Origin of the sequence: Enterobacter sp. HNDS-6 (assembly GCF_039850505.1) — a bacterium.
Taxonomy (GTDB): domain Bacteria; phylum Pseudomonadota; class Gammaproteobacteria; order Enterobacterales; family Enterobacteriaceae; genus Enterobacter; species Enterobacter kobei.
Genome location: NZ_CP156673.1, coordinates 4460451 through 4486360, shown reverse-complemented (window position 1 = coordinate 4486360; position 25910 = coordinate 4460451). Strand labels below are relative to the sequence as shown.

The 25910-nt window shown below is 52.4% G+C and carries 25 protein-coding genes and 1 pseudogene; 13 read left to right on the top strand and 13 right to left on the bottom strand.

Annotated elements, in window-relative coordinates; translation table 11 throughout:
* Window positions 1-59: 59 nt before the first annotated feature.
* The 4 genes from ABFI50_RS20960 to ABFI50_RS20945 form a co-directional block, all read right to left on the bottom strand.
* Window positions 60-623, bottom strand: coding sequence for a DJ-1/PfpI family protein (locus ABFI50_RS20960; protein WP_014884039.1), 564 nt, complete (start codon window positions 621-623; stop codon window positions 60-62).
* A gap of 113 nt (window positions 624-736) precedes the next feature.
* Entirely contained in the window at window positions 737-877 is a 141-nt protein-coding gene (locus ABFI50_RS20955) for an Ecr family regulatory small membrane protein (protein WP_014884038.1), read from the bottom strand.
* A gap of 74 nt (window positions 878-951) precedes the next feature.
* The gene (locus ABFI50_RS20950; protein WP_023330521.1) at window positions 952-2184 is read right to left on the bottom strand and encodes a sensor domain-containing diguanylate cyclase; all 1233 of its coding nucleotides are present in this window, start codon (window positions 2182-2184) and stop codon (window positions 952-954) included.
* A gap of 91 nt (window positions 2185-2275) precedes the next feature.
* Window positions 2276-4405 (bottom strand): EAL domain-containing protein, encoded by a 2130-nt coding sequence (locus ABFI50_RS20945; RefSeq protein WP_347484994.1) that lies wholly within the window; start codon window positions 4403-4405, stop codon window positions 2276-2278.
* A 455-nt stretch (window positions 4406-4860) separates the two neighbouring features.
* Between ABFI50_RS20945 and ABFI50_RS20940 the strand changes: the two genes are divergently transcribed.
* The 4 genes from ABFI50_RS20940 to dbpA all read left to right on the top strand — a co-directional run bounded on the left by ABFI50_RS20940 (window position 4861) and on the right by dbpA (window position 9002).
* Window positions 4861-6003 (top strand): methyl-accepting chemotaxis protein, encoded by a 1143-nt coding sequence (locus ABFI50_RS20940; RefSeq protein WP_023338360.1) that lies wholly within the window; start codon window positions 4861-4863, stop codon window positions 6001-6003.
* 156 nt (window positions 6004-6159) lie between these two features.
* Window positions 6160-7143 carry a zinc transporter ZntB gene (zntB, locus tag ABFI50_RS20935; RefSeq protein ID WP_014884034.1) on the top strand — a complete coding sequence of 328 codons (984 nt, stop codon included), beginning with the start codon at window positions 6160-6162 and terminating at the stop codon, window positions 7141-7143.
* Window positions 7144-7418: 275 nt separating this feature from the next.
* Window positions 7419-7601 (top strand): hypothetical protein, encoded by a 183-nt coding sequence (locus tag ABFI50_RS20930; protein WP_000025608.1) that lies wholly within the window; start codon window positions 7419-7421, stop codon window positions 7599-7601.
* A 27-nt stretch (window positions 7602-7628) separates the two neighbouring features.
* Window positions 7629-9002 (top strand): ATP-dependent RNA helicase DbpA, encoded by a 1374-nt coding sequence (gene dbpA / locus ABFI50_RS20925; protein WP_014884033.1) that lies wholly within the window; start codon window positions 7629-7631, stop codon window positions 9000-9002.
* Between the two features lie 42 nt (window positions 9003-9044).
* Here the strand turns inward: dbpA and ttcA are convergent, their stop codons facing one another.
* Both ttcA and ABFI50_RS20915 read right to left on the bottom strand, forming a co-directional pair.
* The gene (gene ttcA / locus ABFI50_RS20920; RefSeq protein WP_047625571.1) at window positions 9045-9980 is read right to left on the bottom strand and encodes a tRNA 2-thiocytidine(32) synthetase TtcA; all 936 of its coding nucleotides are present in this window, start codon (window positions 9978-9980) and stop codon (window positions 9045-9047) included.
* A gap of 2 nt (window positions 9981-9982) precedes the next feature.
* Window positions 9983-10223: pseudogene (locus tag ABFI50_RS20915) on the bottom strand (site-specific integrase); the annotation flags it as partial.
* A 424-nt stretch (window positions 10224-10647) separates the two neighbouring features.
* On the opposite strand from ABFI50_RS20915, the gene ABFI50_RS20910 reads away from it, so the two are divergent.
* The 6 genes from ABFI50_RS20910 (at window position 10648) to ABFI50_RS20885 (ending at window position 14825) form a co-directional block, all read left to right on the top strand.
* On the top strand, window positions 10648-12624 hold the full coding sequence (locus ABFI50_RS20910) for an alkyl sulfatase dimerization domain-containing protein (protein WP_347484991.1): 1977 nt from the start codon (window positions 10648-10650) through the stop codon (window positions 12622-12624).
* Window positions 12625-12732: 108 nt separating this feature from the next.
* Window positions 12733-13077 carry a DUF1294 domain-containing protein gene (locus ABFI50_RS20905; RefSeq protein WP_014883978.1) on the top strand — a complete coding sequence of 115 codons (345 nt, stop codon included), beginning with the start codon at window positions 12733-12735 and terminating at the stop codon, window positions 13075-13077.
* A 94-nt stretch (window positions 13078-13171) separates the two neighbouring features.
* Entirely contained in the window at window positions 13172-13609 is a 438-nt protein-coding gene (locus tag ABFI50_RS20900) for a VOC family protein (RefSeq protein WP_045135219.1), read from the top strand.
* Between the two features lie 104 nt (window positions 13610-13713).
* Window positions 13714-14163 carry a hypothetical protein gene (locus ABFI50_RS20895; RefSeq protein ID WP_014883976.1) on the top strand — a complete coding sequence of 150 codons (450 nt, stop codon included), beginning with the start codon at window positions 13714-13716 and terminating at the stop codon, window positions 14161-14163.
* Between the two features lie 39 nt (window positions 14164-14202).
* A complete protein-coding gene (locus ABFI50_RS20890; RefSeq protein WP_014883975.1) occupies window positions 14203-14400 on the top strand; it encodes a hypothetical protein in 198 nt (65 codons plus the stop codon).
* Between the two features lie 2 nt (window positions 14401-14402).
* Window positions 14403-14825 carry a GFA family protein gene (locus tag ABFI50_RS20885; protein ID WP_014883974.1) on the top strand — a complete coding sequence of 141 codons (423 nt, stop codon included), beginning with the start codon at window positions 14403-14405 and terminating at the stop codon, window positions 14823-14825.
* A 17-nt stretch (window positions 14826-14842) separates the two neighbouring features.
* Here ABFI50_RS20885 and ABFI50_RS20880 read toward each other — a convergent pair whose 3' ends face one another.
* The 3 genes from ABFI50_RS20880 to nifJ form a co-directional block, all read right to left on the bottom strand.
* Entirely contained in the window at window positions 14843-14968 is a 126-nt protein-coding gene (locus ABFI50_RS20880) for a hypothetical protein (RefSeq protein WP_255199877.1), read from the bottom strand.
* A 140-nt stretch (window positions 14969-15108) separates the two neighbouring features.
* Window positions 15109-16218, bottom strand: coding sequence for a porin OmpC (gene ompC, locus ABFI50_RS20875; RefSeq protein ID WP_014883973.1), 1110 nt, complete (start codon window positions 16216-16218; stop codon window positions 15109-15111).
* Between the two features lie 387 nt (window positions 16219-16605).
* The gene (gene nifJ, locus ABFI50_RS20870; protein ID WP_347484988.1) at window positions 16606-20130 is read right to left on the bottom strand and encodes a pyruvate:ferredoxin (flavodoxin) oxidoreductase; all 3525 of its coding nucleotides are present in this window, start codon (window positions 20128-20130) and stop codon (window positions 16606-16608) included.
* A 270-nt stretch (window positions 20131-20400) separates the two neighbouring features.
* Here nifJ and ABFI50_RS20865 point away from each other — a divergent pair, with 270 nt between their 5' ends.
* A complete protein-coding gene (locus ABFI50_RS20865; protein ID WP_023330510.1) occupies window positions 20401-20667 on the top strand; it encodes a DUF333 domain-containing protein in 267 nt (88 codons plus the stop codon).
* On the opposite strand, the gene hslJ is transcribed toward ABFI50_RS20865, so the two are convergent.
* The 4 genes from hslJ to ABFI50_RS20845 all read right to left on the bottom strand — a co-directional run bounded on the left by hslJ (window position 20668) and on the right by ABFI50_RS20845 (window position 23770).
* Window positions 20668-21105, bottom strand: a complete 438-nt coding sequence (gene hslJ / locus ABFI50_RS20860; RefSeq protein WP_063666442.1) for a heat shock protein HslJ — start codon at window positions 21103-21105, stop codon at window positions 20668-20670. It abuts the gene before it with no gap.
* 126 nt (window positions 21106-21231) lie between these two features.
* The gene (locus ABFI50_RS20855; RefSeq protein WP_023330509.1) at window positions 21232-21360 is read right to left on the bottom strand and encodes a DUF2474 domain-containing protein; all 129 of its coding nucleotides are present in this window, start codon (window positions 21358-21360) and stop codon (window positions 21232-21234) included.
* Window positions 21360-22370: a cytochrome d ubiquinol oxidase subunit II gene (gene cydB, locus ABFI50_RS20850; protein WP_063666445.1), complete on the bottom strand. Its 1011-nt coding sequence runs from the start codon at window positions 22368-22370 to the stop codon at window positions 21360-21362. Before cydB ends, ABFI50_RS20855 begins: the two co-directional genes overlap by 1 nt.
* Window positions 22370-23770 carry a cytochrome ubiquinol oxidase subunit I gene (locus tag ABFI50_RS20845; RefSeq protein WP_063666448.1) on the bottom strand — a complete coding sequence of 467 codons (1401 nt, stop codon included), beginning with the start codon at window positions 23768-23770 and terminating at the stop codon, window positions 22370-22372. Before ABFI50_RS20845 ends, cydB begins: the two co-directional genes overlap by 1 nt.
* 393 nt (window positions 23771-24163) lie before the next feature.
* Between ABFI50_RS20845 and ABFI50_RS20840 the strand changes: the two genes are divergently transcribed.
* Window positions 24164-24352, top strand: a complete 189-nt coding sequence (locus ABFI50_RS20840) for a hypothetical protein (RefSeq protein WP_023330507.1) — start codon at window positions 24164-24166, stop codon at window positions 24350-24352.
* 82 nt (window positions 24353-24434) lie between these two features.
* Window positions 24435-25844 carry a PLP-dependent aminotransferase family protein gene (locus ABFI50_RS20835; RefSeq protein WP_023330506.1) on the top strand — a complete coding sequence of 470 codons (1410 nt, stop codon included), beginning with the start codon at window positions 24435-24437 and terminating at the stop codon, window positions 25842-25844.
* The last annotated feature ends 66 nt before the right edge of the window (window positions 25845-25910 follow it).

Genomic DNA, 25910 nt, shown 5'->3' with positions numbered 1-25910 from the left:
GCACTCTGGCGCCAGTTTTTACTTATGCCCGCGCGTGCCGCTGATGGGCCGCACCACTGTTACTCCAGCAAAGCGCTAAACTTCGCCAGCCACTGTGGATGAGCGGGCCAGGCGGGGGCGGTGACCAGATTACCGTCTACATGTGCCTGGTCGATGCCGATACTGGCGTAGTGTCCACCGCTAAGACGCACTTCAGGCGCACACGCCGGGTAGGCGCTGCAGGTTCGGCCTTTTAGTATGCCGGCAGCAGCAAGCAGTTGCGGACCATGGCACACGGCGGCGATTGGCTTACGTGCCGCGTCAAATGCCTGCACCAGCTTGAGCACATCGTCATTTAACCGCAAATATTCTGGCGCTCTGCCGCCTGGGATAAGCAGTGCGTCATAGTCCTGCTCCCGTGCGGCGGAAAAGTCAGCATTGAGGACAAAACGGTGGCCGGGCTTTTCGCTGTAGGTCTGGGCACCGTCGAAGTCATGGATTGCCGTAATGATGTAGTCCCCCTTCGGTTTGTCGGGGCAAACGGCATCCACCTGATGACCAATCATCTGTAATGCCTGAAACGGGACCATGGTTTCATAATCTTCGGCGTAATCGCCCACCAACATCAGGATTTTCTTGCTCATCTTTCCTCACCTTTATTTATAGAGATGATTAAGATATAGCCTGGTATGGCTCAATTGCCGGAAATAAAAAAGCCCGTCAGAGCACGGGCAAAATAAGCAAATGAATTATTGCACTACAGCGCATCGAAGGTCGGGTACAGGGTATTTTCCAGATATTCAACGAAATACCAGATCTCACCGCTAAAAATAAACCACAAGCCAAATATAATAAGGATGAAAATGATTAAGGTGAGTATTATTTCAGTCTTTCCCATTGTAGCGACTACCCACCTGTCAGTGATTTACATAAGTGGGGCATTGTAACGACGCTTTCCTGTATACTCCAGTCTCATGCCGCAAGGACTTTATTACGTCCATCGTTTTTGGCGCGATAGAGCGCGTCGTCTACGCGTTTAAACAGCTCATCAATACTCTCTTCCGGTTCATGCCTTGCCACACCAATGCTGACGGTAAAACGGGGTAATCCGGGTATGGTGATACGGGTTACCGCCGCGCGGACGGATTCGGCAATCTTCATGGCAGTGTCGAGAGAGGTGCGCGGCAGCAGGATGACAAACTCTTCCCCTCCCCAGCGAAACACGAGGTCATCCTGCCTGCTGCAGGCTTCCAGCGTGCGGGAAAGGGCGATAAGCACCTCATCACCTTTCAGATGGCCGAAGAGGTCGTTGATGTTTTTAAAATGATCGGTATCCACCAGCAGCAGGCTAAATTGCTGTTGCGCGGAAAGGTGGCTCAGGTTGGTTTGATCGATAATATTGTAGAACTGGCGTCGGTTAAGTAAGCCTGTCATTGAGTCACGTAACGCCGCATTTTCCAACTCCAGTTCGAGCCTTTTTTGTTCGGTGATATCATGGATGATGCACAGCATCAGTTTGTCACCGTAAATCTCAATGGGCCCCGCGTAGGTCTGGACATGGCGGGTGGTGCCATCGGCAAGACGGTGAACAAAATTAAACGGCTTATGTCCGCCGGGCAGTGCGGCAATCTCCGTCATAATGGGCATGACACCTCTCCCCAGGGTATTTATCTCCCAGGTGTGTTTATTGCACATTTCATCATGCGAATAGCCATAAAAGCTGAGCGCGGCCAGGTTTGCATCGACAATTTGCCCGTCGCGGGCAGGGTCGATTAACAGCATTGGCGCACTGTTGGTCAGGAAAAAACGGGCGTAGAAACCCTGTTTTTTACGCTGATAGGTTGTGGAACGGCTGGCTTTCAGGCCTGATGGGGCCTGAGAAGAAATCCCTTCAAAAACGATAACATCGCCATAAGGCGTGAAGTGGGAGAGAGAGAGGCGGCAGCTTAACGGTGTATCTTGCCCGGCACGGCTAATCGTCCAGATCTCGACAATATCGTGATCGTTTTTCAGTTCAGGAACATACATCGACAACACGCTTTGCGCACTTGCGGAACAGGTGCCTTTACGCAAGCCATCCAGTGTTTTATTACCCATCAGCTGTGTTGCGGCCACATTGGCAAAAATGATCTGTTCTGAAACAGGAGATATGAGCCACACGGGCGTTTTAATTGCATTCAGCGCATCAAAACCATTTTGCGACATAGGCATTTCCTGTTCATCGGCATGTTATGCCTGACAATCACGTCAGATTAACTCGCGTCCACTCCTCTGAAACATACGCTATTCAATCCTGTCAGGCATGATTTTTTTGTGAAATAAATGCGGGATCCGTATGAATTTTACTCATGGGTATAATTTGTTTATCTGAATTTTTCTGTAGCAGCAGCCACGGAACCTGTTCCGCAGGCAATGGGCGGGAGAAAAGGAACCCCTGCAGATAGTCACAGCCAAGGCTGGTCAGTATCGCCTGCTGTTCGTCCGTTTCAATGCCCTCAGCAACGACATTCATCTCCATGGTCCGGGCGATATTAATAATGGTTTCCACCAGCTTACGGCTTTTCTCGTTTTCCAGCATAGAGGTGACAAAACTCTTATCAATTTTTAGCTCTTTTGCCGGGAGAACGCTTAACATCAGCAGGTTAGAATAGCCAGTACCAAAATCATCAATAGAGACGGTGACACCCGCATGGTTAAAGGCGTTCAGGAGCTCGATACTGCGGTCGAGGTTTTTAAGCGCAGTACTCTCTGTTACCTCCAGAATCAGCCGGGAGGGAGACAGATTATATTTTTCCAGCATCGACGAGACGATGTGAAAGATATCCGGCTGTTCGAACTGAACGGGGGATAAATTGAGCGACAATGTCCACTGACTGAAACCCTGTTCCGTCCAGAAATGAAGCTGCCGACACGCGGCCTCAATCGCCCAGTTGCCAACCGGAATAATCAAACCCGTTTGTTCCAGCGTGGGTAAAAACAGTCCCGGCAGCAAAACGCCTTGCTCCGGATGACGCCAGCGGAGAAGTGCTTCAAAACCGTGGATCGTCTTATCTTCCGCGTGCCAGGTTGGCTGATACCAGAGCTCAAACTGATCGCGTTCCAGGGCCTGAGAAAGCGCCTGAAGAAAACCCGGTTGCGCCGGCATTGTTGTTGACATCTCCGGACGGTAAATTGCCCAGCCGTTACGTCCATCCTCTTTAATATGTTGTAAGGCTGCATCAGCCTTAAACTTCAGTTCATGTAGCGTTTCGCCATCTTTCGGATAGAGGCTGATCCCCGCGCTGATGGTGGTGTTTAGCGTGTGACCGCAGAGTGAAAGCGGGCGGCGCATATCCGCGAGGAGGGTGGTGAGCAGGGTATTAAGCTTTTCATCATCACATTCGGGAACCAGCAGGATAAAAGCATCCCCGCCCAGTCTGGCCAGCGTCATCTCACGGGTAAGCCGGGACGTAATGCGCTGGGCAATAGTGATTAGTAACTCATCACCCACGCTGTGGCCCCAGGTATCATTCACGCGTTTGAAGTGATCGACATTCAGGAAGATCACGGCAAACTGTCTCTTGCTCAGCAAGGCGCTGCGAAGACAGTCCTGCATTCGGATATCCATCTGATGATGGTTTGCGAGCCCGGTGAGGGCATCGAAGCGAGCCTGAAGCTCAAGCTGGCGATTGAGTTGTCGCAAATTGTCAGTCAGCCGGGTGGTGCGCCAGTGCGAATCGATTAGCGAAATAATTAACATCACGCCAAGAAGTGAGAGTGTGGTGACGGAAACCCATATGGATAATCCCAGCTCGCCGATCCCGCCGGGAAGCGTGCGTGCCATCTCATGGAAATGCGCGGCACTCATGCCCGTATAATGCATTGCGCAGATGGCGGCACCCATGACTAAGGCCGCGAGAATGCGATTTACAAAGACCCCTTTGTGCTTATCCCGGAGACGAAAAGCCAGCCACAACGCCACACCGGAGGCGACAACCGCAATTACCACGGACAAACCGACAATCCGCTGATCCCAGAGGATGCTTCCCTCCAGCATCAATGCGGCCATACCGATATAGTGCATCGAGACCACGCCAGCGCTGAGAATGATCGTGGCGACTGTCAGTCTAAACAGGGAGAGGTGTTTGCCCGTAACGGCAATATTAATGGCCGTTGTGGAGGCTATAACCGCCGCACCAAGTGAGGCCAGGGTTATCCAGAGGTCGTAGCTCATCATCATGGGCATTTGCATCGACAGCATGCCGATGAAATGCATTGACCAGATCCCGATGCCCAGCGTTACGCCTCCGGCAATCCGCCAGAACAAAGCCGCTTTTCGGCTGGAAAGGGGAATTTTCCCGGCGCTGTCCAGAGCTACAAAGGAGGCGATAAACGCCACCAGATAAGAGACAGCAATCAACACAGGGTCCCACGATATATTGAGCATTATGCAATCCCACGCCTGAGAGGGTTACCGATTTCGCCTGCCGGCACATTTTTATCGGGCAACGAAAATGCGCATTCAAACCATATTAGTTATTTATCGTGAAAAATGACCAGTCATATAACAACTCTATACTCACCGGGAATATAAAATATATTCTCGTTTTTAACTTATTAAGCATTGCTAAACATAGACCACTATCACTAGCAAAGCGCCTTAAATACGTGGACGAACGAATCGTCTCGTCGCAGGTGATGGTATCGCTTAACGTGGTTGTGAACCAGTATCACAGCATTCGGCGCAGCACATTTTTACTAATACGCTTTTTTTACCTGACTTAAGCTAAATATCGGGTGCGTAACGGCGAAACGAGAAACCAGCGCGTTAGGTGAGGACAAACGTAAAAGTGAATGCTATAAGTCTTAATGCCGACCAAAATATAAGTTGTGGGTAAAATCATGCTAAGAAATATTAGTGTCAGGACCTTCATTGCCTGGTTCCTGTTATGCCTTTTTTTGGTAAATGCAGGTATCGTTGCTCTATTTTCCAGCAATTTCTCTCTCTTCATTTCGATTAATCTGGTTAATTTCGTTGCGCTGTTTTTGCTCTGGAGTTATATGACGAAGTTTCTTGTGACGCCGATCAATACTGTGAAAAAAAGTATTGAAGAAGTGACCGCAGGTAATCTTGGTGTCTCAATCCCTGAGTTTGGCAATAACTGCGCGGGACGATTAATCCCCGGAATTAATAGTCTTTCCAGTAACATTGCGACGCTGGTGCGTGAGATCAGGGCGTCATCTCAAAACGCCATGACCTTGTCGGATCAACTCTCTGCCCGTAGCGCTCAGCTCTCGGTGAAAACCGAGCAGCAGTCTGCCTCTCTGGTGCAAACCGCTGCCAGTATGGAGCAGATGGCGGCAAGTACCCGAAACAATGCCGATAACACCCGTCTGGCGAGCGAGCAGGCAAACGTCGCGACATTGCAGGCGCGTAAGGGAGGAGAGCTGATGGAGCAGGTTGCCAGCAATATGCAATCCATAACCGAGTGCGCGCAGCAGATGACGGAAATTATCTCCCTAATCGACGGGATTGCATTCCAGACAAATATCCTGGCGCTTAACGCGGCGGTTGAGGCGGCGCGGGCGGGCGATCACGGCAAAGGGTTCTCCGTCGTCGCGGAGGAGGTGAGAAACCTGGCGCACCGCAGTGCGGAGGCCGCGAAAAACATCAAGACGCTGATTGACGTCACCAGCAGTAATGTTACCCAGGGTGCCAGCGTCGTGTCGGAAGCGGAAAAGAATATGCATGAAATCGTGACCGGTTCCGGCAATGTCAGCCGGTTGATGGATGAGATTTCTACCTCGACCGCTGAGCAGGAGAAAGGCATTTACCAGATCACCCTGGCGCTGTCTGAACTGGAGCGGGTCACGCAAAGTAACGTCGCGATGGCGGAGGAACTCAATGGTTCCTCTGATGTCCTGCGTAATCAGGTGATTGAACTGCAAACGCGGACACGCAATTTCAGGCTTGAGCAGGGACACTCGCCGTCATCGTTGACCGGCCCTGCACCTTTCCTCCAGCGGCCCGAGCACTCGCTCTGACAGCACTTCAAAGCCTGGCATGCCAGGCTTTTCTTCTCCTGAAACACAGTATGTACAATTCCTGAGCGATTTCAGCGCCATGCGAGACATAGTTGTTGCTTAACCCCCGACGGAAGCTAGACTGACATCGAAAGAGCTAAACAGGGGGGAGGCGCAGTGGAGAGCATTAAAGGATCAGAACTTAACGTTCCTGACGCAGTTTTTGCGTGGGTGCTGGACGGTCGCGGCGGTGCCCGGCCGCTGGAAGATAATGATGTCATTGATAAAGAGCATCCCTGCTGGCTACATCTCAACTATACCCATCCGGAAAGTGCTGACTGGCTGGCCACGACCCCGTTGTTGCCCAACAATGTGCGCGACGCCCTGGCAGGAGAAAGCCTGCGCCCACGTGTGAGCAGAATGGGTGACGGAACGCTTATCACCCTGCGCTGCATAAATGGCAGTACGGATGAACGTCCCGATCAACTGGTGGCGATGCGCGTCTATATGGACGACGGGCTGATTGTGTCCACCCGCCAACGGAAGGTCCTGGCGCTGGACGACATTGTGAACGATCTCAAAGAGGGAACCGGACCGGTCGACTGCGGTAGCTGGCTGGTGGACGTCTGTGACGCCCTGACCGATCATGCGAGCGAGTTTATTGAAGAGCTGCACGATAAAATCATCGACCTGGAAGATAACCTGCTCGATCAACAGATCCCGCCGCGCGGCTTTCTGGCGTTATTGCGTAAGCAATTGATCGTGATGCGTCGCTATATGACACCGCAGCGGGATGTGTATGCCCGTCTGGCCAGCGAAAGACTCAACTGGATGAATGACGATCAGCGCCGCAGAATGCAGGACATAGCTGACAGACTCGGCAGGGGACTCGATGAGATCGACTCCTGTATCGCGCGAACGGCGGTGATGGCGGATGAAATTGCTCAGGTGATGCAGGAGTCGCTGGCGAGAAGAACCTATACGATGTCTCTGATGGCGATGGTCTTCTTACCCAGTACCTTCCTGACAGGGCTGTTTGGCGTCAATCTGGGGGGGATCCCCGGTGGTGCTTACCATTACGGCTTCACCGCGTTTTGCGTCATGTTAGTTGTTTTGATTGGTGGTGTTGCATGGTGGTTGCATCGTAGTAAATGGCTGTAAATTTACGTTTTTTTGCCCTTTTGCTGAGATTAAAACGCTCTTTTAATTGAGCGAAGTCAATAAACATCAGCCCGGCAAGGTGCAATATTACTCCCGCAGGTGAATGCAACGTCAAGCGATGGGCGTTGCGCTCCATATTGTCTTACTTCCTTTTTTTGAATTACTGCATAGCACAATTGATTCGTACGACGCCGACTTTAATAGTCGGCTTTTTTTTGCCTCCTGTTTCTCAGCGTCTACCCTAAAAGGGACGACAACCAAGCCTGGAGGGAAAGATGAGCATTTTACTCGCTCTGCTCGTGCAACAATCGCGTCAGTCCGACCCTGTTCCCACCGATCCCGTGCCGATGCCCGATCCCATACCGCGTCCGCAGCCGATGCCCGATCCGCCGCCGGATGAAGAACCGATTAAATTGTCGCATCGAACCCTGAGATCTGCGAGGATACGCGCCATCTGACCGTAAAGATCACCACGAGAGACTACTGTGACCGCTTTTTCTACCCTGAATGTTCTGCCTGCCGCCCAACTCGACAACCTCAACGAGTTGGGATATCTCACGATGACGCCTGTTCAGGCGGCCGCGCTGCCCGCTATCCTTGAGGGCCGCGACGTACGCGTGCAGGCGAAAACCGGCAGTGGGAAAACGGCCGCTTTCGGTCTTGGTCTGTTGCAGCATATTGACGCGTCGCTGTTCCAGACTCAGTCGCTGATATTGTGCCCGACCCGCGAGCTGGCAGACCAGGTCGCGGGTGAACTGCGTCGCCTGGCGCGCTTTATGCCCAATACCAAGATCCTGACGCTCTGTGGTGGACAGCCGTTCGGCGCACAGCGTGATTCGCTCCAGCATGCGCCACACATTATTGTCGCGACGCCTGGCCGCCTGCTGGATCACCTGCAAAAAGGCACCGTTTCGCTGGATGCATTAAGCACGCTGGTGATGGATGAGGCGGACAGAATGCTGGATATGGGCTTCAGTGATGCCATTGATGAAGTGATCCGCTTCGCGCCGGACGATCGCCAGACGTTGCTATTCTCTGCGACCTGGCCTGAAGCCATCGCCGCAATCAGCGGTCGCGTGCAGAAAAATCCGCTCACTATCGAGATAGACAGCGTCGACGCGCTCCCGGCCATCGAACAGCAGTTCTTTGAAACCTCACAGCAGGGAAAAATCCCGCTCCTGCAGAAATTGCTGAGCCAGCATCAGCCTGCGTCGTGCGTGGTGTTTTGTAATACTAAAAAAGACTGTCAGGCGGTGTGTGATGCGCTGAATGCGGCGGGGCAGAGCGCCTTATCTTTGCATGGCGATCTGGAACAGCGCGATCGCGATCAGACCCTGGTGCGTTTCGCCAACGGTAGCGCCCGTGTTCTGGTGGCGACAGACGTGGCGGCGCGCGGTCTGGATATCAAATCCCTTGAGCTGGTGGTGAACTTTGAGCTGGCATGGGATCCCGAAGTCCACGTCCACCGTATTGGCCGTACCGCACGTGCAGGAAACAGCGGTCTTGCCATCAGCTTCTGTGCGCCGGAAGAGGCGCAGCGCGCCAATATTCTCGCTGAAATGCTGCAGATCACGCTGAACTGGGTGAATGCACCGGGCAGCGTTAAACTCGTGCCGCTGGAGGCCGAAATGGCGACGCTGTGTATTGATGGCGGCAAAAAAGCCAAGATGCGTCCGGGTGATGTGTTAGGGGCATTAACTGGCGATATCGGTCTGGAAGGGGCGGATATCGGTAAGATTGCGGTTCATCCGGCGCATGTTTATGTGGCCGTGCGTCAGGCAGTTGCCCATAAGGCATGGAAGCAGCTGCAAAATGGCAAGATTAAAGGTAAAACCTGCCGCGTACGTCTACTGAAATAAGGCATAAAGCGTCTCAGAAGTCCTTTCTGAGACGCTAACCGATTACTTCACTTCCAGCACGTTCAGACGCAGTTCGTCCAGTTGGTTATCATCGTCTTCCGGCTGCCAGCCCGCAGGCTGCATGGGGATCTCTTCCCGGTCAAATGCCAGGTCACCGCCATTCACCACTTCTGATTCGTGGTTAATACCTTTGAAGTCAAACAGCTCAACGTCCGCCAGGTGTGAAGGGACCACGTTTTGCATCGCACTGAACATGGTTTCGATGCGACCCGGGTAACGTTTGTCCCAGTCGCGCAGCATGTCGCCAATCACCTGACGCTGCAGGTTTGGCTGAGAGCCGCACAGGTTACATGGAATGATCGGGAACCCTTTCGCCTGTGAAAAACGCTCAATGTCTTTTTCGCGGCAGTAGGCAAGAGGGCGGATCACAATGTGCTTGCCGTCATCGCTCATCAGTTTAGGCGGCATGCCTTTCATCTTGCCGCCGTAGAACATATTCAGGAACAGCGTCTGCAGGATATCATCGCGGTGATGGCCCAGCGCAATTTTGGTCGCACCCAGTTCCGTCGCGGTACGATAGAGAATGCCACGGCGCAGACGGGAGCAAAGCGAGCAGGTCGTTTTCCCTTCCGGGATCTTCTCTTTCACAATGCCGTAGGTATTTTCTTCGACGATCTTGTACTCAACGCCCAGATTTTCCAGGTATTCCGGCAGGATGTGCTCAGGGAAGCCCGGCTGTTTCTGGTCAAGGTTGACCGCTACCAGCGAAAAATTAACCGGCGCGCTTTGCTGAAGATTGCGCAGGATCTCCAGCATGGTGTAGCTATCTTTACCCCCTGACAGGCAAACCATGATGCGGTCGCCTTCTTCAATCATGTTGAAGTCTGCAATGGCTTCGCCCACGTTACGGCGCAGACGCTTTTGCAGTTTGTTCAGGTTGTATTGCTCTTTCTTGGTATTCGATTGAATTTCTTGCATTTTTATTTGTCTCGGGAGGCGTCAGGGGCACCATAGGGGCAAACCTCATTCCAAACCGGCAGTCGTGTATTCGGCATGACGATCTGATTCTGGCTCATTTCCACTATCCTGCCCCGTAAATTTCGTAAACCCTTTGCGCGTTTTCAAGCCCCTCTGACTGACAATGAAAGACGGGTTAGCGCTGGCAGATAAAAGCCAGCAGGCACAGGCATGCCGCGTATGGTACGGATTACTGCGACGAATTCAATATGCTTAGGGAATGCGTTGTCAGAATTAACCTGACAAGCAGCAAAGGGATGCTGGCGTAGGCACTGTCAACAGAGACCTACAAAACGACTTGAAGCCAGATTCAGTGATTATGTGGAAGCCAAAAGATTGAATTTGAGGGTGAGGGTGGAGCCTGATGATTAAAACCATATATGAAATATGGATATTCAGGCTTCCGCTCATTTTTTTCGAGTTGTTATAAATTATTAACAGTCCTTTGCGAGTAATTTACGGTATTGGCAGTTTTACCTGGTTCATTTCAGAGTAAATACAGTGCGTTAATTTCCAGCACTCCGCTTGCTGATTATCAAACACCCATTATATTTATTCATGTTTCCTTTCATTAAGCTCTTATTAATACATCCCTACCTGTGATTTAGCAGAACATCGAGAGGTTTTGATGAAATTCAACATGATAGTAAGAAGCCTTGCTTTAGCGGGCATTCTCGGCTCAATCAGCCTTCCCCTCAGAGCTGTTGAGGCACCGAAAGATGCTACGGCACCGACGCAACAAGCTAACAATGCCTTGTATAATCAACTTCCTTTCTCTGACAACACCGATTTCACCAATGCTCATAAAGGATTCATCGCTCCACTTCCTCAGGAGATTATCAAGGGGGAGCAAGGAAATACCATCTGGAATCCGCAACAATATTCTTTTATTAAAGAAGGTGATAAAGCTCCTGATACGGTTAACCCGAGTTTATGGCGTCAATCTCAGCTGATCAATATTAGTGGTTTATTTGAAGTCACTGAAGGCGTTTATCAGATTCGAAATCTTGACCTGTCAAATATGACCATTATTGAAGGTAAAGAAGGTATTACCGTGGTCGATCCGCTGGTTTCGGCAGAAACAGCAAAAGTCGGTATGGATCTTTACTTTAAAAATCGCGGCAAGAAACCGGTCGTTGCCATCATTTATACCCACAGCCATGTTGACCACTACGGCGGCGTGCGAGGGGTGGTTGATGAAGCGGATGTGAAAGCCGGCAAGGTCAAAGTTTATGCGCCTTCAGGGTTTATGGAAGCCGCCGTTGCGGAAAACATCATGGCGGGTAATGTCATGAGTCGTCGTGCCAGCTACATGTACGGCAACCTGCTGAAGCCAGACGCCAAAGGACAGGTAGGGGCAGGGCTTGGGACTACGACTTCAGCGGGCACGGTTACGCTGATTGCGCCGACGAATATCGTTGAGAAAGATGGTCAGAAAGAGGTCATCGATGGGCTGACCTATGACTTTATGCTCGCGCCCGGTTCTGAAGCACCCTCGGAAATGCTCTGGTATATCGAAGAGAAGAAACTTATCGAGTCAGCTGAGGATGTCACTCATACCCTGCACAATACCTATTCGCTCCGCGGCGCGAAAATACGTGAACCGTTGCCGTGGTCGAAATACATCAACCAGGCAATTGTGCGCTGGGGTGATAAAGCTGAAATTATTATGGCGCAACACCACTGGCCGACCTGGGGCAACGAAAACGTGGTCAAACTGCTGAAAAGCCAGCGTGACCTCTATCGTTACATCAACGACCAGACACTTCGGATGGCCAACGAGGGGCTGACGCGGGATGAAATAGCCGCAAACTTCAAGCTGCCGGATTCACTGGCACACACGTGGGCTAACCGCGGTTACTACGGCTCGGTCAGTCATGATGTGAAAGCCACCTATGTACTTTATCTTGGCTGGTTCGATGGCAATCCGGCGACCCTGGATGAACTGCCGCCTGAAGAAGGCGCGAAGAAATTCGTCGAGTATATGGGCGGTGCGGATGCCATTTTAAGTAAAGCGAAAACCGACTTTGAACAGGGGAACTACCGTTGGGTTGCACAGGTCGTGAGTAAAGTCGTTTTTGCTGACCCGAATAACCAGGCCGCGCGTAACCTTGAAGCGGATGCGCTGGAGCAGCTCGGTTACCAGGCTGAATCGGGGCCATGGCGTAACTTCTACCTGACAGGCGCGCAGGAGCTGCGTAACGGCGTAGTGAAGGGACCAACGCCAAATACCGCCAGCCCGGATACCGTGCGTGCTATGACGCCAGAGATGTTCTTCGATTACCTGGCTGTACATATCAACGGCCAGAAAGCCGGTGATGCCAAATCAGTGTTTAATATCGATCTGGGTAGCGACGGCGGTAAATATAAGCTTGAGCTTGAAAATGGGGTACTCAACCACACGGCTAACGCCGAGGCGAAAGACGCCGATGCCACTGTGACCCTTAATCGAGATACGCTGAACAAAATCATTCTGCAAGAGGTCACCCTCAAGCAGGCTGAGGAGAACGGCGATGTGAAGATTTCAGGTGATGGTGCGAAACTCGACGCGATGCTCGGGTATATGGATAAATTTGATTTCTGGTTTAATATCGTCACGCCGTAAACGCTTTCCCTGCGAGTCCTTTTTCTCGCAGGGACGTTTTTTCGCGGTTGCCTGTCGCTGGCGTATAATGCCTTTTTCAATCCGCCTGACAGTTCAGTGGCCGTTCCTATGACGCTCAATCGTTTTTGTTTTTTGCTCCTGCTTGTCGCTGCGATCGGCAGCTTTTTCTCCTCGTCTTCCTTTGCCGTGTGGTTCCTGCTGATCAATGTGCTGACGGTGGTCATTTATGGCGCCGATAAAACGGCAGCACGGAAAGGGATGCGCAGGGTGCCGGAAACCACGTTACTCCTGTACGGTGTTGTGGGAGGGTGGCCTGGCGCGATTTTGGGTCAACAACTCTTTCGCCATAAAACGCAAAAGCAGCCGTTCAAAACCTGGTTTTGGATCAGTGTTGTGGTGAGTCTCTCAGCCATGATGGCGCTGTATTATTTCTCTCCTTTTACCCCTTATTGAGCGTTGTCAGGACCGCACACATTCCCGTTGACCTCAAGTTAACTTGAGCTTTTAAGATGTCTTCGACATGTTGATACAGGAGTAACAACTTAAAATGAAAGACATCGATGTAGGCTTCACGCATGTTGCGTTTATGGTCAGGGACCTGGAAAAAAGCATCACGTTCTATCGCCGATACGCCGGGATGGACGTTATTCATTCGCGTGAACCCGGTCTTCCTGATGCCCGAAAAGTGGCATGGTTGACTGACCACACCCGACCTTTTGCGCTGGTTCTGGTGCAGGCAGACAACGTGACCGATACGCCGCTGGGGAATTTTGGCCACCTTGGGATTGCCTGCGCGACGCGTGAAGAAATTGACAGAAAAACGGCGATGGCTACTGAGGAAGGGGTATTACGTAAAGCACCGGAGGATCTGGGTGATCCCGTCGGGTATTACGTATTCTTTGCCGATCCTGACGGAAATACCTTAGAGCTCTCATATGGTCAGCGTGTCGGGCTGACAGCGACGGGTGAGAACGCATCTGAATAACGTGAAACGGGCCTACTGCCAAAAGTAGTAGGCCAATTCCTGGTGGGTTGCTGTTTTTTGCACAATCTGAATAATACGTGCAACAACACGGACGACAGCATCCCATGAATAGAAAATCTATTGCACTGGCAGCACTGGTGTTTTTCTCTGCGCCTGGCTGGTCAGCGTTTCAGGAGCGGGAATATAATACCTGGTATATAAAAAATGCCGTTCTCTATGACATGACGCAGACCTCGGACGGTTTTCCTGTCATGGTGAGCATATTCCAGCCTGAGCGTAAATCCGCAAATCTGGTGGTGTCGTACATCACTGAAGGCCGTTGCGATGATAATAACCAGCAGCTTAATGTGAATGGCAAAGTGCTGGCCGCAAAATATCGCTGTGTTCAGGTTGGACAGAACAGAATAGACCATTTCTCCGTGGTGGATGCGAACAGCGTCAATAGCCTGGTGACCTATCTAAAATCCGATTTCACGCTACTCCTGCAAAATGATATCAAGATTTGGGCGGCAAATATCAAAACGCCCAAATACGGTCTGACGCCGCGTTTTTAAAATCCTGCTACGCTTGTTTGTTGTATCAGGAGCATGAAGATGAAGAACAAAGACGAACAAACAGGATTAGTGGGGCTGGCGATCGGCGCCGCTGTTATTGGACTGGTTTCCGCACAGAGACCGATCGATCGCGACAGCATAGTGGATGAACTGGTCAGGCTGGGCAGGCAGAAAGGCGATGGTGTCGAAGATGAGGTTTTCGTTAAAGCCGCTCAGCTGGTGAGAAAAGGGGTATAACGATGGCTGAAGTACGTCATGCGCAGTGCCATTGTGGCGCGGTAGCCTTTACGGTCGAACTCTCTGATGGCTTTAACACCGCGCGGCGCTGCAGCTGCTCTTTTTGTCGTATGCGGGGCGCAGTCGCGGTTTCTGCTCCGTTATCGGGAATTACCGTAACCAAAGGCGAGGACAAGCTGACGGAGTACCGTTTTCACACCGGGACGGCGCGGCATTTCTTTTGCTCAGTCTGCGGAATATATACGTTCCATCAGCGTCGCTCTAACCCTAATGAATACGGCGTGAATGTGTCCTGTATTGAAAATGTCTCGCCGTTTGATTTCCCCGAAGTGACGGTAATGGACGGCGTCAACCATCCGAAGGACGGCGAAAGTGGGGTGTTTGGTTATCTCTCGTTTCGCAAAAGAGAGACCCATAAAAGCTAATTACTGCATGGGCAGGATTAACCGCCTTCCAGTCGGGTCAACAACGCACCGAGATGTCCGACAATATCGCGGAAATCAAAAATCAACGCCATCCACAAACAGGCTAAAAGAGTCAGTACGGTTAAGGATAGACGAGCAAACAACGCAGTTGTCCTTAATGAAGAAAGGGCTATCTGCGCAGTCTAACCTGCTTTCTCTCAACTTAGCCTCAACCAAAACCTTTCTGAAGCTACCATTTGTGATGGCATTCAAAAAAAAGCCCGCATTTCGCGGGCTCTGATCATCAGAACTGGTAAACTAGACCTAACGCGACGACATCATCGGTGCTGATGCCGTTGTCTTTGTAGAAGTTATCATCTTCATCCAGCAGGTTGATTTTGTAATCAACGTAGGTGGACATGTTCTTGTTGAAATAGTAGGTAGCGCCTACATCCGCATATTTAACCAGGTCCTGATCGCCCTGACCGTTGGCCAGGTCTTTACCTTTAGACTGCAAATAAGAAATGGCCGGACGCAGACCGAAATCGAACTGGTACTGCGCAGTCACTTCAAAGTTCTGGGTTTTGTTCGCCACGGCGTCGGTATTATCACCATACGGGGTCATGTTGCGGGTTTCAGAATACATCGCCGCCAGATAGATATTATTGGCATCATATTTCAGGCCTGCCGTCCAGGCATCTGCTTTATCACCGCCCGCAGTGGTATTCGTCACCTGGTCGTTGGTACGGTCAGAAGAGGTGTACGCAGCACCGGCGCTGATGCCCATGCCAAGGTCGTAGGTGGTCGAAATACCGAAGCCGTCACCGTTCTCATGACGCGTGTCGCGGCCATTATTGGTGCCTTCCTGGTTGTTGCTGGCATCTTCATTTTTGCCCTGATACTGCAGCGCAAAGTTCAGACCCGGCACCAGACCGTAGAAGTCGGTGTTACGATAGGTTGCGACGCCGTTCGCACGGCCAGTCATAAAATTATCCGCATTGGTGTAAGAGTCGCCGCCGAATTCAGGGAGCATATCGGTCCAGCCTTCCACGTCGTACAGCACGCCATAGTTACGGCCATAATCGAACGAGCCGTAGTCACCCACTTTTACACCGGCGAAGGCCAGACGCGTCCAGGACTGGTTATCAGACCCTTCAGTGTTATTAGCCTGAATGTTGTACTCCCACTGGGCGTAGCCGGTCATCATGTCATTGATCTGCGTCTCACCCTTGAAACCCAGACGCATGTAGGTTTGGTCGCCATCTTTAGAGGCGTCATCAGAGAAGTAGTGCAGGCCGTCTACTTTTCCGTACAGGTCTAATTTGTTGCCATCTTTATTATAAATTTCTGCCGCATGTGCTGCGCCAGCCATTAACAGAGCCGGAATCATCAGAGCCAGTACTTTTCTTTGCATTTTGGTATTCCTTTGCGGTTGTTTTTATTTAATTACCTGTTGAACTTTCCAAATAAGAAAGTGGTCTCATGCTAAAACACTCCGCAGAAGAGTAATAAAATATAATTGTTACGAATTGAGTTAAATCTAAACTGAATTAAACCACGGTAATGATCATTTGTTTGGTGAATAATTAAGGTTATACCATAACAAATAAAAATTTTTAATGAGTCGCCAGTTCAGGTAGTCTTTCCGTCGTTATATGCCTTTAAGATTATTTATCCATAATTCACATGAATGTTATTTAGGTAGCTAAAAGATATTCATTGATTATCTGGATTAGCCCGATGTGAAAGCATCGGGCTTTTTTTATGACAAAAAAAAGCCCGGACGAGCCGGGCAGTGGCGTTAGTCGCTGGCTGATTTTTCGGCCTTCCCGGCCAGCTGTGCCAGGAAGTCATACCGTTTTTGCAGATCGGCGGCGGCGTCTTTCCAGAGTTGTTCCGCCACCTCAGGCTGTTGCGCATTGAGGCGACGGAAGCGCTGCTCCTGCATCAGCGTCTCTGCCAGCGCATCTGACGGCGGACGCGAATCCAGCGCCAGCGGTAATTTACCCTCGTCCGCACGGCGTGGATCGAACCGGTACAGCGGCCAGAAGCCGGTCGCCGTCAGTTGACGCATCTGATCGTGGCTGAGCGCCAGATCGTAGCCATGCTCTTCGCACGGGCTGTAGGCAATGATCAGCGATGGGCCGGGATAGGCTTCTGCTTCCTGAATCGCTTTCACCGTCTGGTTAAGCTGCGCGCCGAGCGAGATTTGCGCGACGTAAACGTGGCCGTACATCATCATACTCACGCCGAGATCCTTGCGTGCTTTGCGCTTACCGTGTTCACCAAATTTCGTGACGGCGCCCAGCGGTGTGGCTTTCGACGCCTGCCCACCCGTATTGGAATAACACTGCGTATCCAGAACCAGGATGTTGACGTTTTCGGTGAGGCTCAGGACGTGATCCAGCCCGCCAAAGCCGATGTCGTAAGCCCAGCCGTCGCCGCCAATCAACCAGATGGATTTTTCGACCAGCGCGTCAGCGTCGGTCAGCAACTGCTCTGCACCCGCGACCCCCTGAAGGGCGTGACGCAACGCTGCCACCTGCTCGCGACGCACGTCGGGTGTCGCTTCGGCGTGAAGCGCGGCATTCAGTTCGGCAGGAATTTGCCCGGCGAACTGCTCCAGCAAGCGCATCACTCGCGCGCGGTGTTGATCAACGGTGAGGCGGAAGCCCAGGCCAAACTCGGCGTTATCCTCAAATAGTGAGTTTGCCCAGGCCGGACCGCGACCCTTTTCATCGGTGGTATAAGGCGTAGAGGGCAAATTACCGCCGTAGATGGACGAGCAGCCGGTGGCGTTAGCAATCAACATCCGGTCGCCATACAACTGAGTAAGCAGCTTGATATACGGCGTTTCACCGCAGCCGGAACAGGCACCAGAGTATTCGAACAGCGGCGTGATGAGCTGCGAAGTCCGAATATCAATCCGTTCCAGTTTGCTGCGATCGATTTCCGGCAGATTCAGGAAGAAGTCATAGTTCTCTTTCTCTTCTTCAACGTGCTCCAGGCGCGACATCATGTTGATTGCTTTAATGTCCGGGTTCTGCCTGTCTTTCGCCGGGCAGACCTCAACGCAGAGGTTACAGCCGGTGCAATCCTCCGGCGCGACCTGCAGAACGTATTTCTGTCCGCGCATATCGCGGGATTTTACATCCAGCGAGTGCAGGCTGGCCGGTGCGTCTTCCATCGCTTCCGGTGACACGACCTTGGCACGAATGGCCGAGTGCGGGCAGGCCGCGACGCAGTGGTTGCATTGCGTGCATAGCTCTTCTTTCCAGATCGGGATTTCTTCGGCGATATTGCGCTTTTCCCAGCGCGTGGTACCCATCGGCCAGGTTCCATCAGGCGGCAGCGCGGAGACGGGCAGGGCGTCACCCAGCCCGGCCAGCATGGCTGCCGTTACGGTCTTAACGAAATCAGGCGCCGCATCAGAGACCACCGGAGGACGGTTCGGACTGGCGTCATTCACCGGCTGCAGCGGCACCTCGGACAGCGACTCGCGCGCCAGCGCCAGCGCCTGCCAGTTACGCTCTACCAGCTCCTGTCCCTTGCTGCTGTAGCTTTTGGCGATCGCGCCCTGCAACTCTACCAGTGCGCTGTCGCCCGGCAGGATTTGGGTCAGATGGAAGAAGGCCATCTGCATCACGGTATTGATACGTGCAGCCAGGCCACATTCGCGGGCAATTTTTGCCGCGTTGACCACATAGAATCGGGCATTTTTCTGGTTCAGGACCGTCTGTACTTCCTGCGGCAGACGCGCCCAGACCTCATCCGCGCTATACGGCGTATTGAGGAGGAAAATACCGCCTGGCTTCAGGCGCTCCGCCATCTGGTATTTGTCGATAAACTGCAGCTGGTGGCAGCCAACAAAGTCGGCCTGAGAAATCAGGTAGGCCGAGCGGATAGGGTGCTCGCTGACGCGCAGGTGGGAAACGGTCAGGCCACCCGCTTTTTTGGAGTCGTAGACGAAGTAACCCTGCGCATACCACGGGGTCGAGTTACCGATGATCTTGATGTTATTTTTGGTCGCCGAGACGCTGCCATCGCTGCCCAGGCCGTAAAACAGTGCTTCAAGTTTGGCGGTTGAAGGCAGCGTATTTTCCGGCAACGGCAGGGACAGGTTCGTGACATCATCATAGATACCCACCGTAAAGCGCGGTTTGGGTTTTGCTTCCCGCAGTTCATTAAATACCGCCAGCACGCACTCCGGCCCGAACTCTTTGGAGGATAAGCCATAGCGACCGCCGATCACCCGCGGAAGTGTTTCTCGCTCGCCCTGGTTAAAGGCTTCTGCCAGGGCGGTCATGACGTCCAGGTAAAGCGGTTCAGCGTGCGCCCCAGGCTCTTTGGTTCGGTCGAGCACCGCCACCGTACGCGCGCTTTCCGGCAGGGCAGAGAGCAGATGTTTGGCCGAGAACGGGCGATACAGACGCACTTTAAGTACGCCGACCTTTTCTCCACGGGTCAGCAGCTCGTCAACCACCTCTTCACAGGTGCCGATGGCGGAACCCATTAGCACAATCACGCGTTCAGCCTGCGGATGGCCGTAGTATTCGAACGGCTTGTACGTGCGCCCGGTCGCGGCGGCAAAATCATTCATTGCCTGCTCGACGTGGTCATAAACCGCGTTGTACCACGGATTCGTGGCTTCACGGGACTGGAAATAGGTGTCCGGATTGGCTGATGTCCCGCGAATTACCGGGTGTTCCGGGTTAAGGGCACGGGCGCGATGCGCGTCGATTTCCGCCTGCGGCAAAAGATTCAGGATAGTATCGTCCGCCAGCGGGACGATTTTGTTGATTTCGTGAGACGTGCGGAAACCATCAAAGAAGTGGATAAACGGCACGCGGCTTTTAAGCGTGGCGATATGCGAAATCAACGCAAAATCTTGTGCTTCCTGAACGCTGCTGGCGCAGAGCATGGCGCAGCCTGTCTGACGCACGGCCATCACGTCGGAGTGATCGCCAAAGATCGAGAGCGCATGGGTCGCAACGGTACGTGCGGCGACGTGCAGGACGAAGGGGGTCAGCTGGCCGGCGAGTTTGTACAGCGTCGGGATCATCAACAACAATCCCTGTGAGGAGGTAAACGACGTGGAGAGCGCGCCTGTCTGCAGCGCACCATGAACCGTAGCGATCGCTCCCGCTTCAGACTGCATTTCAACCACTCTCGGGACATCACCCCAGACGTTTTTTACCCCGTTTCCCGCCCAGGCATCCGCCTGTTCCGCCATGGTCGAGCTTGGCGTAATCGGGTAGATGGCGATAACTTCGCTGGTGCGAAACGCGACTGAGGCAACTGCACCATTACCGTCAATAGTTTGCATAGGACGACACCCTTACATTGCGCAAAAAAGAGGGCCTGTCATAAGACGACAAGCCTTGAATATTATCTCTTTAGTCTAGCAAACAGGGGGTTTTACGATTTTCGCTTTTGTGTCCTCGATATTCTCGTCATCAATGAGTAGATCAACTAAAGGGTAAAAAAATTGCGAGAAATTGTTTCAGTAGCGCATAAATACGCACATCCGCTCTCGACGACACGGGAGGTGATGCCTATTATGCATAGGTTTCGCATTATTTACGGGGGAGAGAGCATGCGTTCAGCATTTTTGATTGGGTGTGCCGCATTATTATTGTCGGCATGTAGCAGTGAGCCTGTTCAGCAGGCGACGGCGGCTCACGTAGCGCCGGGAATGAGAGCGTCAATGTCCAGCTCAGGACAAGCCAACTGTGCCATGATTGGCGGCTCGCTGTCGGTTGCCCGCCAGCTTGATGGTTCAGCTATTGGGATGTGCGCGTTGCCAAACGGCAAACGCTGCAGTGAACAGTCGCTTGCCGTTGGCAGCTGCGGTAATTACTGATCAGTCAACACGTTTAAACATCAGCGTTTTGTCGGCGGTCGCCAGCGTTAACTGGTCTTCCGTCAGGTCGACCTGCGCCCCTTTGCGCAGCATGTCGCCGAGGGTGTGATCCAGTTCGTTAAGCTGCGGTTCAGTACAGAGTTTGCGCGTCATTGCCAGCGTTTTCACTGTCAGCTCACCTTCGGACAATTTCCCCTGTCCGTTGAAGCGGTTACACATCGTGCCAGACACGCTGATGTTATCTACCAGGTTCAAAGCGGGCAGCGTGTTAAAACTGATCTCAGGTGGTGTTGTCATGCCCTTCACGGCTTTGCCATCCACATTTTCCAGTACAAAACGATGGTTCTTCAGCTGCTCTGGCTGAACGGACGCTTTGCCCGGATTAACGCAGCCGGTCAGGACAAGACTGATAACACTTAACGCAATGAGCTTTTTCATTTTTGTTCTCAAATAATAAATACTGTGAATCTTTTACCAGTGTAACGATACGCTGACGTGCGTTAATGGGGTTTATCTGAAAGTGCGGGGAGAGCCGGGCAACGCAGCGGTTGCCCGGAATGACGATTAATGAGATTTAAACCCGGCTGCGGTCATCAATATGCGAAAGAGCATACTGACCGCAGCCAGCGCCAGTACGCTGCCGCCCCAGATAATGGCCAGCCACAACACTCTTTTCCAGACCGGTTGTTGCATCAGTGATAACCCTCCCCATGCTGAACTTTGCCGCGAAATACGTAGTAACTCCAGAAGGTGTAGACCAGAATGACGGGGATGACCAACAGTGCACCCACCAGCATAAAGCCCTGGCTTTGCGTTGGCGCAGCGGCCTGCCACAAGGTGATGGATGGCGGAATAATATGCGGCCAGATGCTGATCCCAAGCCCGCTAAAACCAAGGAATATTAGCCCTAACGTCAGGATAAACGGACGGTTATGGCTGTCAGGATTATTCAGGCAGCGCCACTGATACAGGCTAAAAATCACGACCAGCGCAGGAACCGGCAGCAGATAAAACAGATTCGGCAGCGTAAACCAGCGTGCGGCAATGGCCGGGTGGGCAAGCGGCGTCCAGAGGCTGATCGCCGCAATAAATGCCAGCAGGATAATCAGTAACGTTTTGGATAACGCCCGCATCCTTTGCTGCAGCGCATTTTCGCTTTTCATTACCAGCCATGTCGATCCCAGCAACGCGTAGGCCACCATCAGACCCGCACCGCAGAACAGGTTAAATGCGGTAAACCAGTCAAACGGACCACCCGTATACGTTCGGCCTGTCACGGTAAAACCGTTAATGACGGCGCCCACCGTCACGCCCTGGGTAAACGTTGCCAGAATGGAACCGCCAATAAACGCTTTATCCCAGAAGGGGCGGTGGGCGGGCGTGGCTTTAAAACGAAACTCGAATGCCACCCCGCGGAAAATAAGTCCGATCAGCATTAATGTCAGCGGAATGGTGAGGGCATCAACGATCACCGCATACGCCAGCGGGAATGCGCCGAACAGGGCGGCGCCGCCAAGCACCAGCCAGGTCTCATTGCCGTCCCATACCGGCGCGACGCTGTTGACCATCACATCACGATCGTCAGCGTTTGGCGTTGCGGGGAACAACATCCCGATCCCCAGATCAAAGCCGTCCATGACGATATACATCAGCGTGGCAAAGACGATGATCACAAACCAGATAATGGAAAGATCGATACCCATTACGGCTGCTCCTTATGTTCAGTAGTGACGGCTGAAAGCGGGCGTGCAGGACGTCCATCGGACGCGGTGGCGAAAGATTCGTGTGGCTGCGGGCCTTTTTTGATGAGGCGAACCATATAGCTGTAGCCGACGCCAAACACCGAGGTGTAGACGACGAAGAAGGCCAGCAAACTCACGCTCATATGCAGATCGCCGTGGGCTGATACCGCATCCTTCGTTCGCTGGAGTCCATAGACCACCCACGGCTGGCGGCCCACTTCGGTGGTGACCCAGCCTGCCAGAATCGCAATCAGCCCGGATGGGCCCATTAACAGGGCAAACCACAGGAACGGGCGGGATGAATAAACGCGTTTTTTGTAGCGCAACCAGAGCGCCATCACCCCAAGCAGCAACATCAGCATGCCTAAGCCCGCCATGATGCGGAATGACCAGAAGACGATGGTCGAGTTTGGGCGATCTTCTTTCGGGAACTCCTTAAGGGCAGGGACCTGTTTATCCAGGCTGTGCGTCAGGATAAGACTTCCCAGCGCCGGGATCTCCAGACCAAAGCGGGTGCGCTCTTGCTCCATGTCAGGCCAGCCAAACAGCAGCAACGGGGTCGGCTCGCCCGGTGGGTTTTCCCAGTGGCCTTCAATGGCGGCAATTTTGGCGGGTTGATGCTTAAAAGTATTCAACCCATGCATATCACCAACCATAGCCTGGAGGGGAGCGACAATCAGCGTCATCCACAGTGCCATTGAAAACATTGCCCGTATGGCAGGATTATTATTCCCGCGCAGCAAATGCCATGCTGCGGATGCACCAACAAACAGGGCGCTACTGAGGAACGCGGCGATCGACATATGCAGCAGGCGGTAAGGGAAGGAGGGGTTGAACACCACAGCGAACCAGTCCACCGGCACCACCTGGCCGTTGACAATCTCATAGCCCTGCGGGGTCTGCATCCAGCTATTCGAAGAGAGGATCCAGAAGGTGGAGATAATAGTCCCCAGCGCCACCATGCAGGTGGAGAAGAAGTGCAGTCCCGGTCCGACTTTCTTCCAGCCGAACAGCATCACGCCGAGGAAACCGGCCTCAAGGAAGAATGCGGTAAGCACTTCGTAGGTCAGGAGTGGGCCGGTAATACTGCCCGCAAACTGTGAAAAGCCGCTCCAGTTGGTGCCAAACTGGTAGGCCATGACCAGGCCGGAGACTACGCCCATGCCAAAGTTAACGGCAAAAATCTTCGACCAGAAATGGTAAAGCGAGCGCCAGACCGGATTTTTTGTTTTCAGCCATAATCCTTCGAGCACGGCAAGATAGCTTGCCAGGCCGATGGTGATTGCCGGGAAAATAATGTGAAAGGATACGGTAAAGGCAAACTGTATCCGCGCAAGGTGAAAAGCATCCAAACCAAACATGCACAGCCTCAATGTCAAACGGTGTGTTGTTATGGTATAGGCGCAGAGATCGGACTATCAGACGCAGAACAGCGAATTTTAACCATAACAGTTTGATTCAGACTCCCGCTTTTACAAACTGATATAGATTACCGTTACGGAATAAAAAAATTATTTTTATGAATTTTACGCATCAATCCGCTTGCTTTGCCGTCAGCAACATGCGTTAATGGATTTCTGGTTTTGAGTCCAAAAAAATATCTGACGTAGTTTTATAAAGCAGTTCTCATCACGTTGTGCCTCTCCGCAGCCTCTCTTGGGTCTTTATCTACATTCCGATTCGTTTTGTTTAAAACCAATATTGCCCAATCGGCCCATTAGTAATTTACGTTTTTACGTTAACAGGAGAATCCTATGACTTCTTATATCCATTTCCGCTGCCCATGCTGTCATGGCTCGCAGTACCGCACTTCAGTCTTTGATGTGTCTGAGAAAAACCCATTCGGCGCAAAATGCATTTTTTGCAAATCGTCGATGATCACGCTCGACCACCTCGCTGCTGCGCGTTCCGCGATGAATCACACCACCGAGTACCGTAAGTAATCTACCCGGTTTTTCATAACAGTTAGCAAAATCTTCTCTTTTTCTCCTGCTGATATACACTGTCGGCAATAAGGAGAATCTGATGAAAAAATACCAGCGTCTGGCGCAACAAATTATCTCGCAAATTGAGCTTGGCGTATGGCTGCCGGGCGATAAACTGCCTTCCCTGCGAGAGCAGGTGGCGAGCAGCGGCATGAGTTTCATGACTGTTGGCCACGCGTATCAGATGCTGGAAAGTCAGGGACGCATTGTCGCCAGGCCACAATCGGGCTATTACGTTGCCTCCCGCCCGACCACGCACCAGCCTGTACCGCCTGCCCAGGTGATGCGTGACGAAGCGGTGGATATCAACACCTATATCTTCGATGTCCTTCAGGCCAGCCGCGATCCGTCTGTCGTTCCTTTCGCATCCGCCTTTCCCGATCCCCGGCTTTTCCCGCTTCAGCAGCTCAACCGCTCGCTGGCTAACGTCAGCAAAACGGCGACTGCGATGAGCGTGATTGAAAACCTGCCGCCGGGTAACGCTGAACTCCGCCACGCCATTGCGCGCCGCTATGCGCAGCAGGGGATGAACATCTCGCCGGACGAAATTGTCATTACCGCAGGCGCGCTCGAAGCGCTGAACCTGAGTTTGCAGGCGGTGACGGAGCCTGGCGACTGGGTGATTGTCGAGAACCCCTGCTTTTATGGCGCGCTGCAGGCGCTGGAACGCCTGAAGCTCAAAGCGTTGTCGGTCGCCACGGACGTCCGGGAGGGGATAGACCTGAACGCCCTTGAACAGGCGCTGAATGACTATCCGGTAAAAGCCTGCTGGCTGATGACTAACGGCCAGAATCCACTTGGTTTTACGCTAAGTGCAGAGAAAAAAGCCCGTCTGGTCGCCCTCCTGACGAAGCATAACGTCACCCTGATTGAGGACGATGTATACAGCGAGCTCTATTTCGGCCGCGAAAAACCGCTTCCGGCAAAAGCCTGGGATCGGGACGACATGACGCTTCACTGCTCCTCTTTTTCAAAATGTCTGGTGGCGGGATTTCGTATCGGCTGGGTGGCGGCCGGAAAACATGCGCGACGCATTCAGCAGTTGCAATTGATGAGCACGTTATCGACCAGCTCCCCTATGCAGCTTGCGCTGGTGGACTACCTGGCGACTAAACGCTACGACGCCCATCTTCGCCGCCTGCGACGAACGCTCGCTGAGCGAAAACAGCAAGCCTGGCAGTCACTGCTGCGCCATATGCCCGTCGGGGTCAAAATTCACCATAACGACAGCGGCTACTTTTTATGGCTGGAGCTTCCGGCACAGCTGGATGCCGGGCTGCTAAGTGAAAAGGCCTTAACGCACCATATCAGCATTGCGCCAGGAAAAATGTTTTCCACCTCTGACGCATGGACACCGTTCTTCCGTTTTAATACCTCCTGGGCGTGGGGAGAGCGAGAAGAGCAGGCGGTGATTCAGTTAGGAAAATTAATTAGCACGATGTTGAAATAATCTTTTTCCCCTTATTTAAATAAACATTTCTTATCCTGATGACGGCGCTACGAATATTTCGCAGTG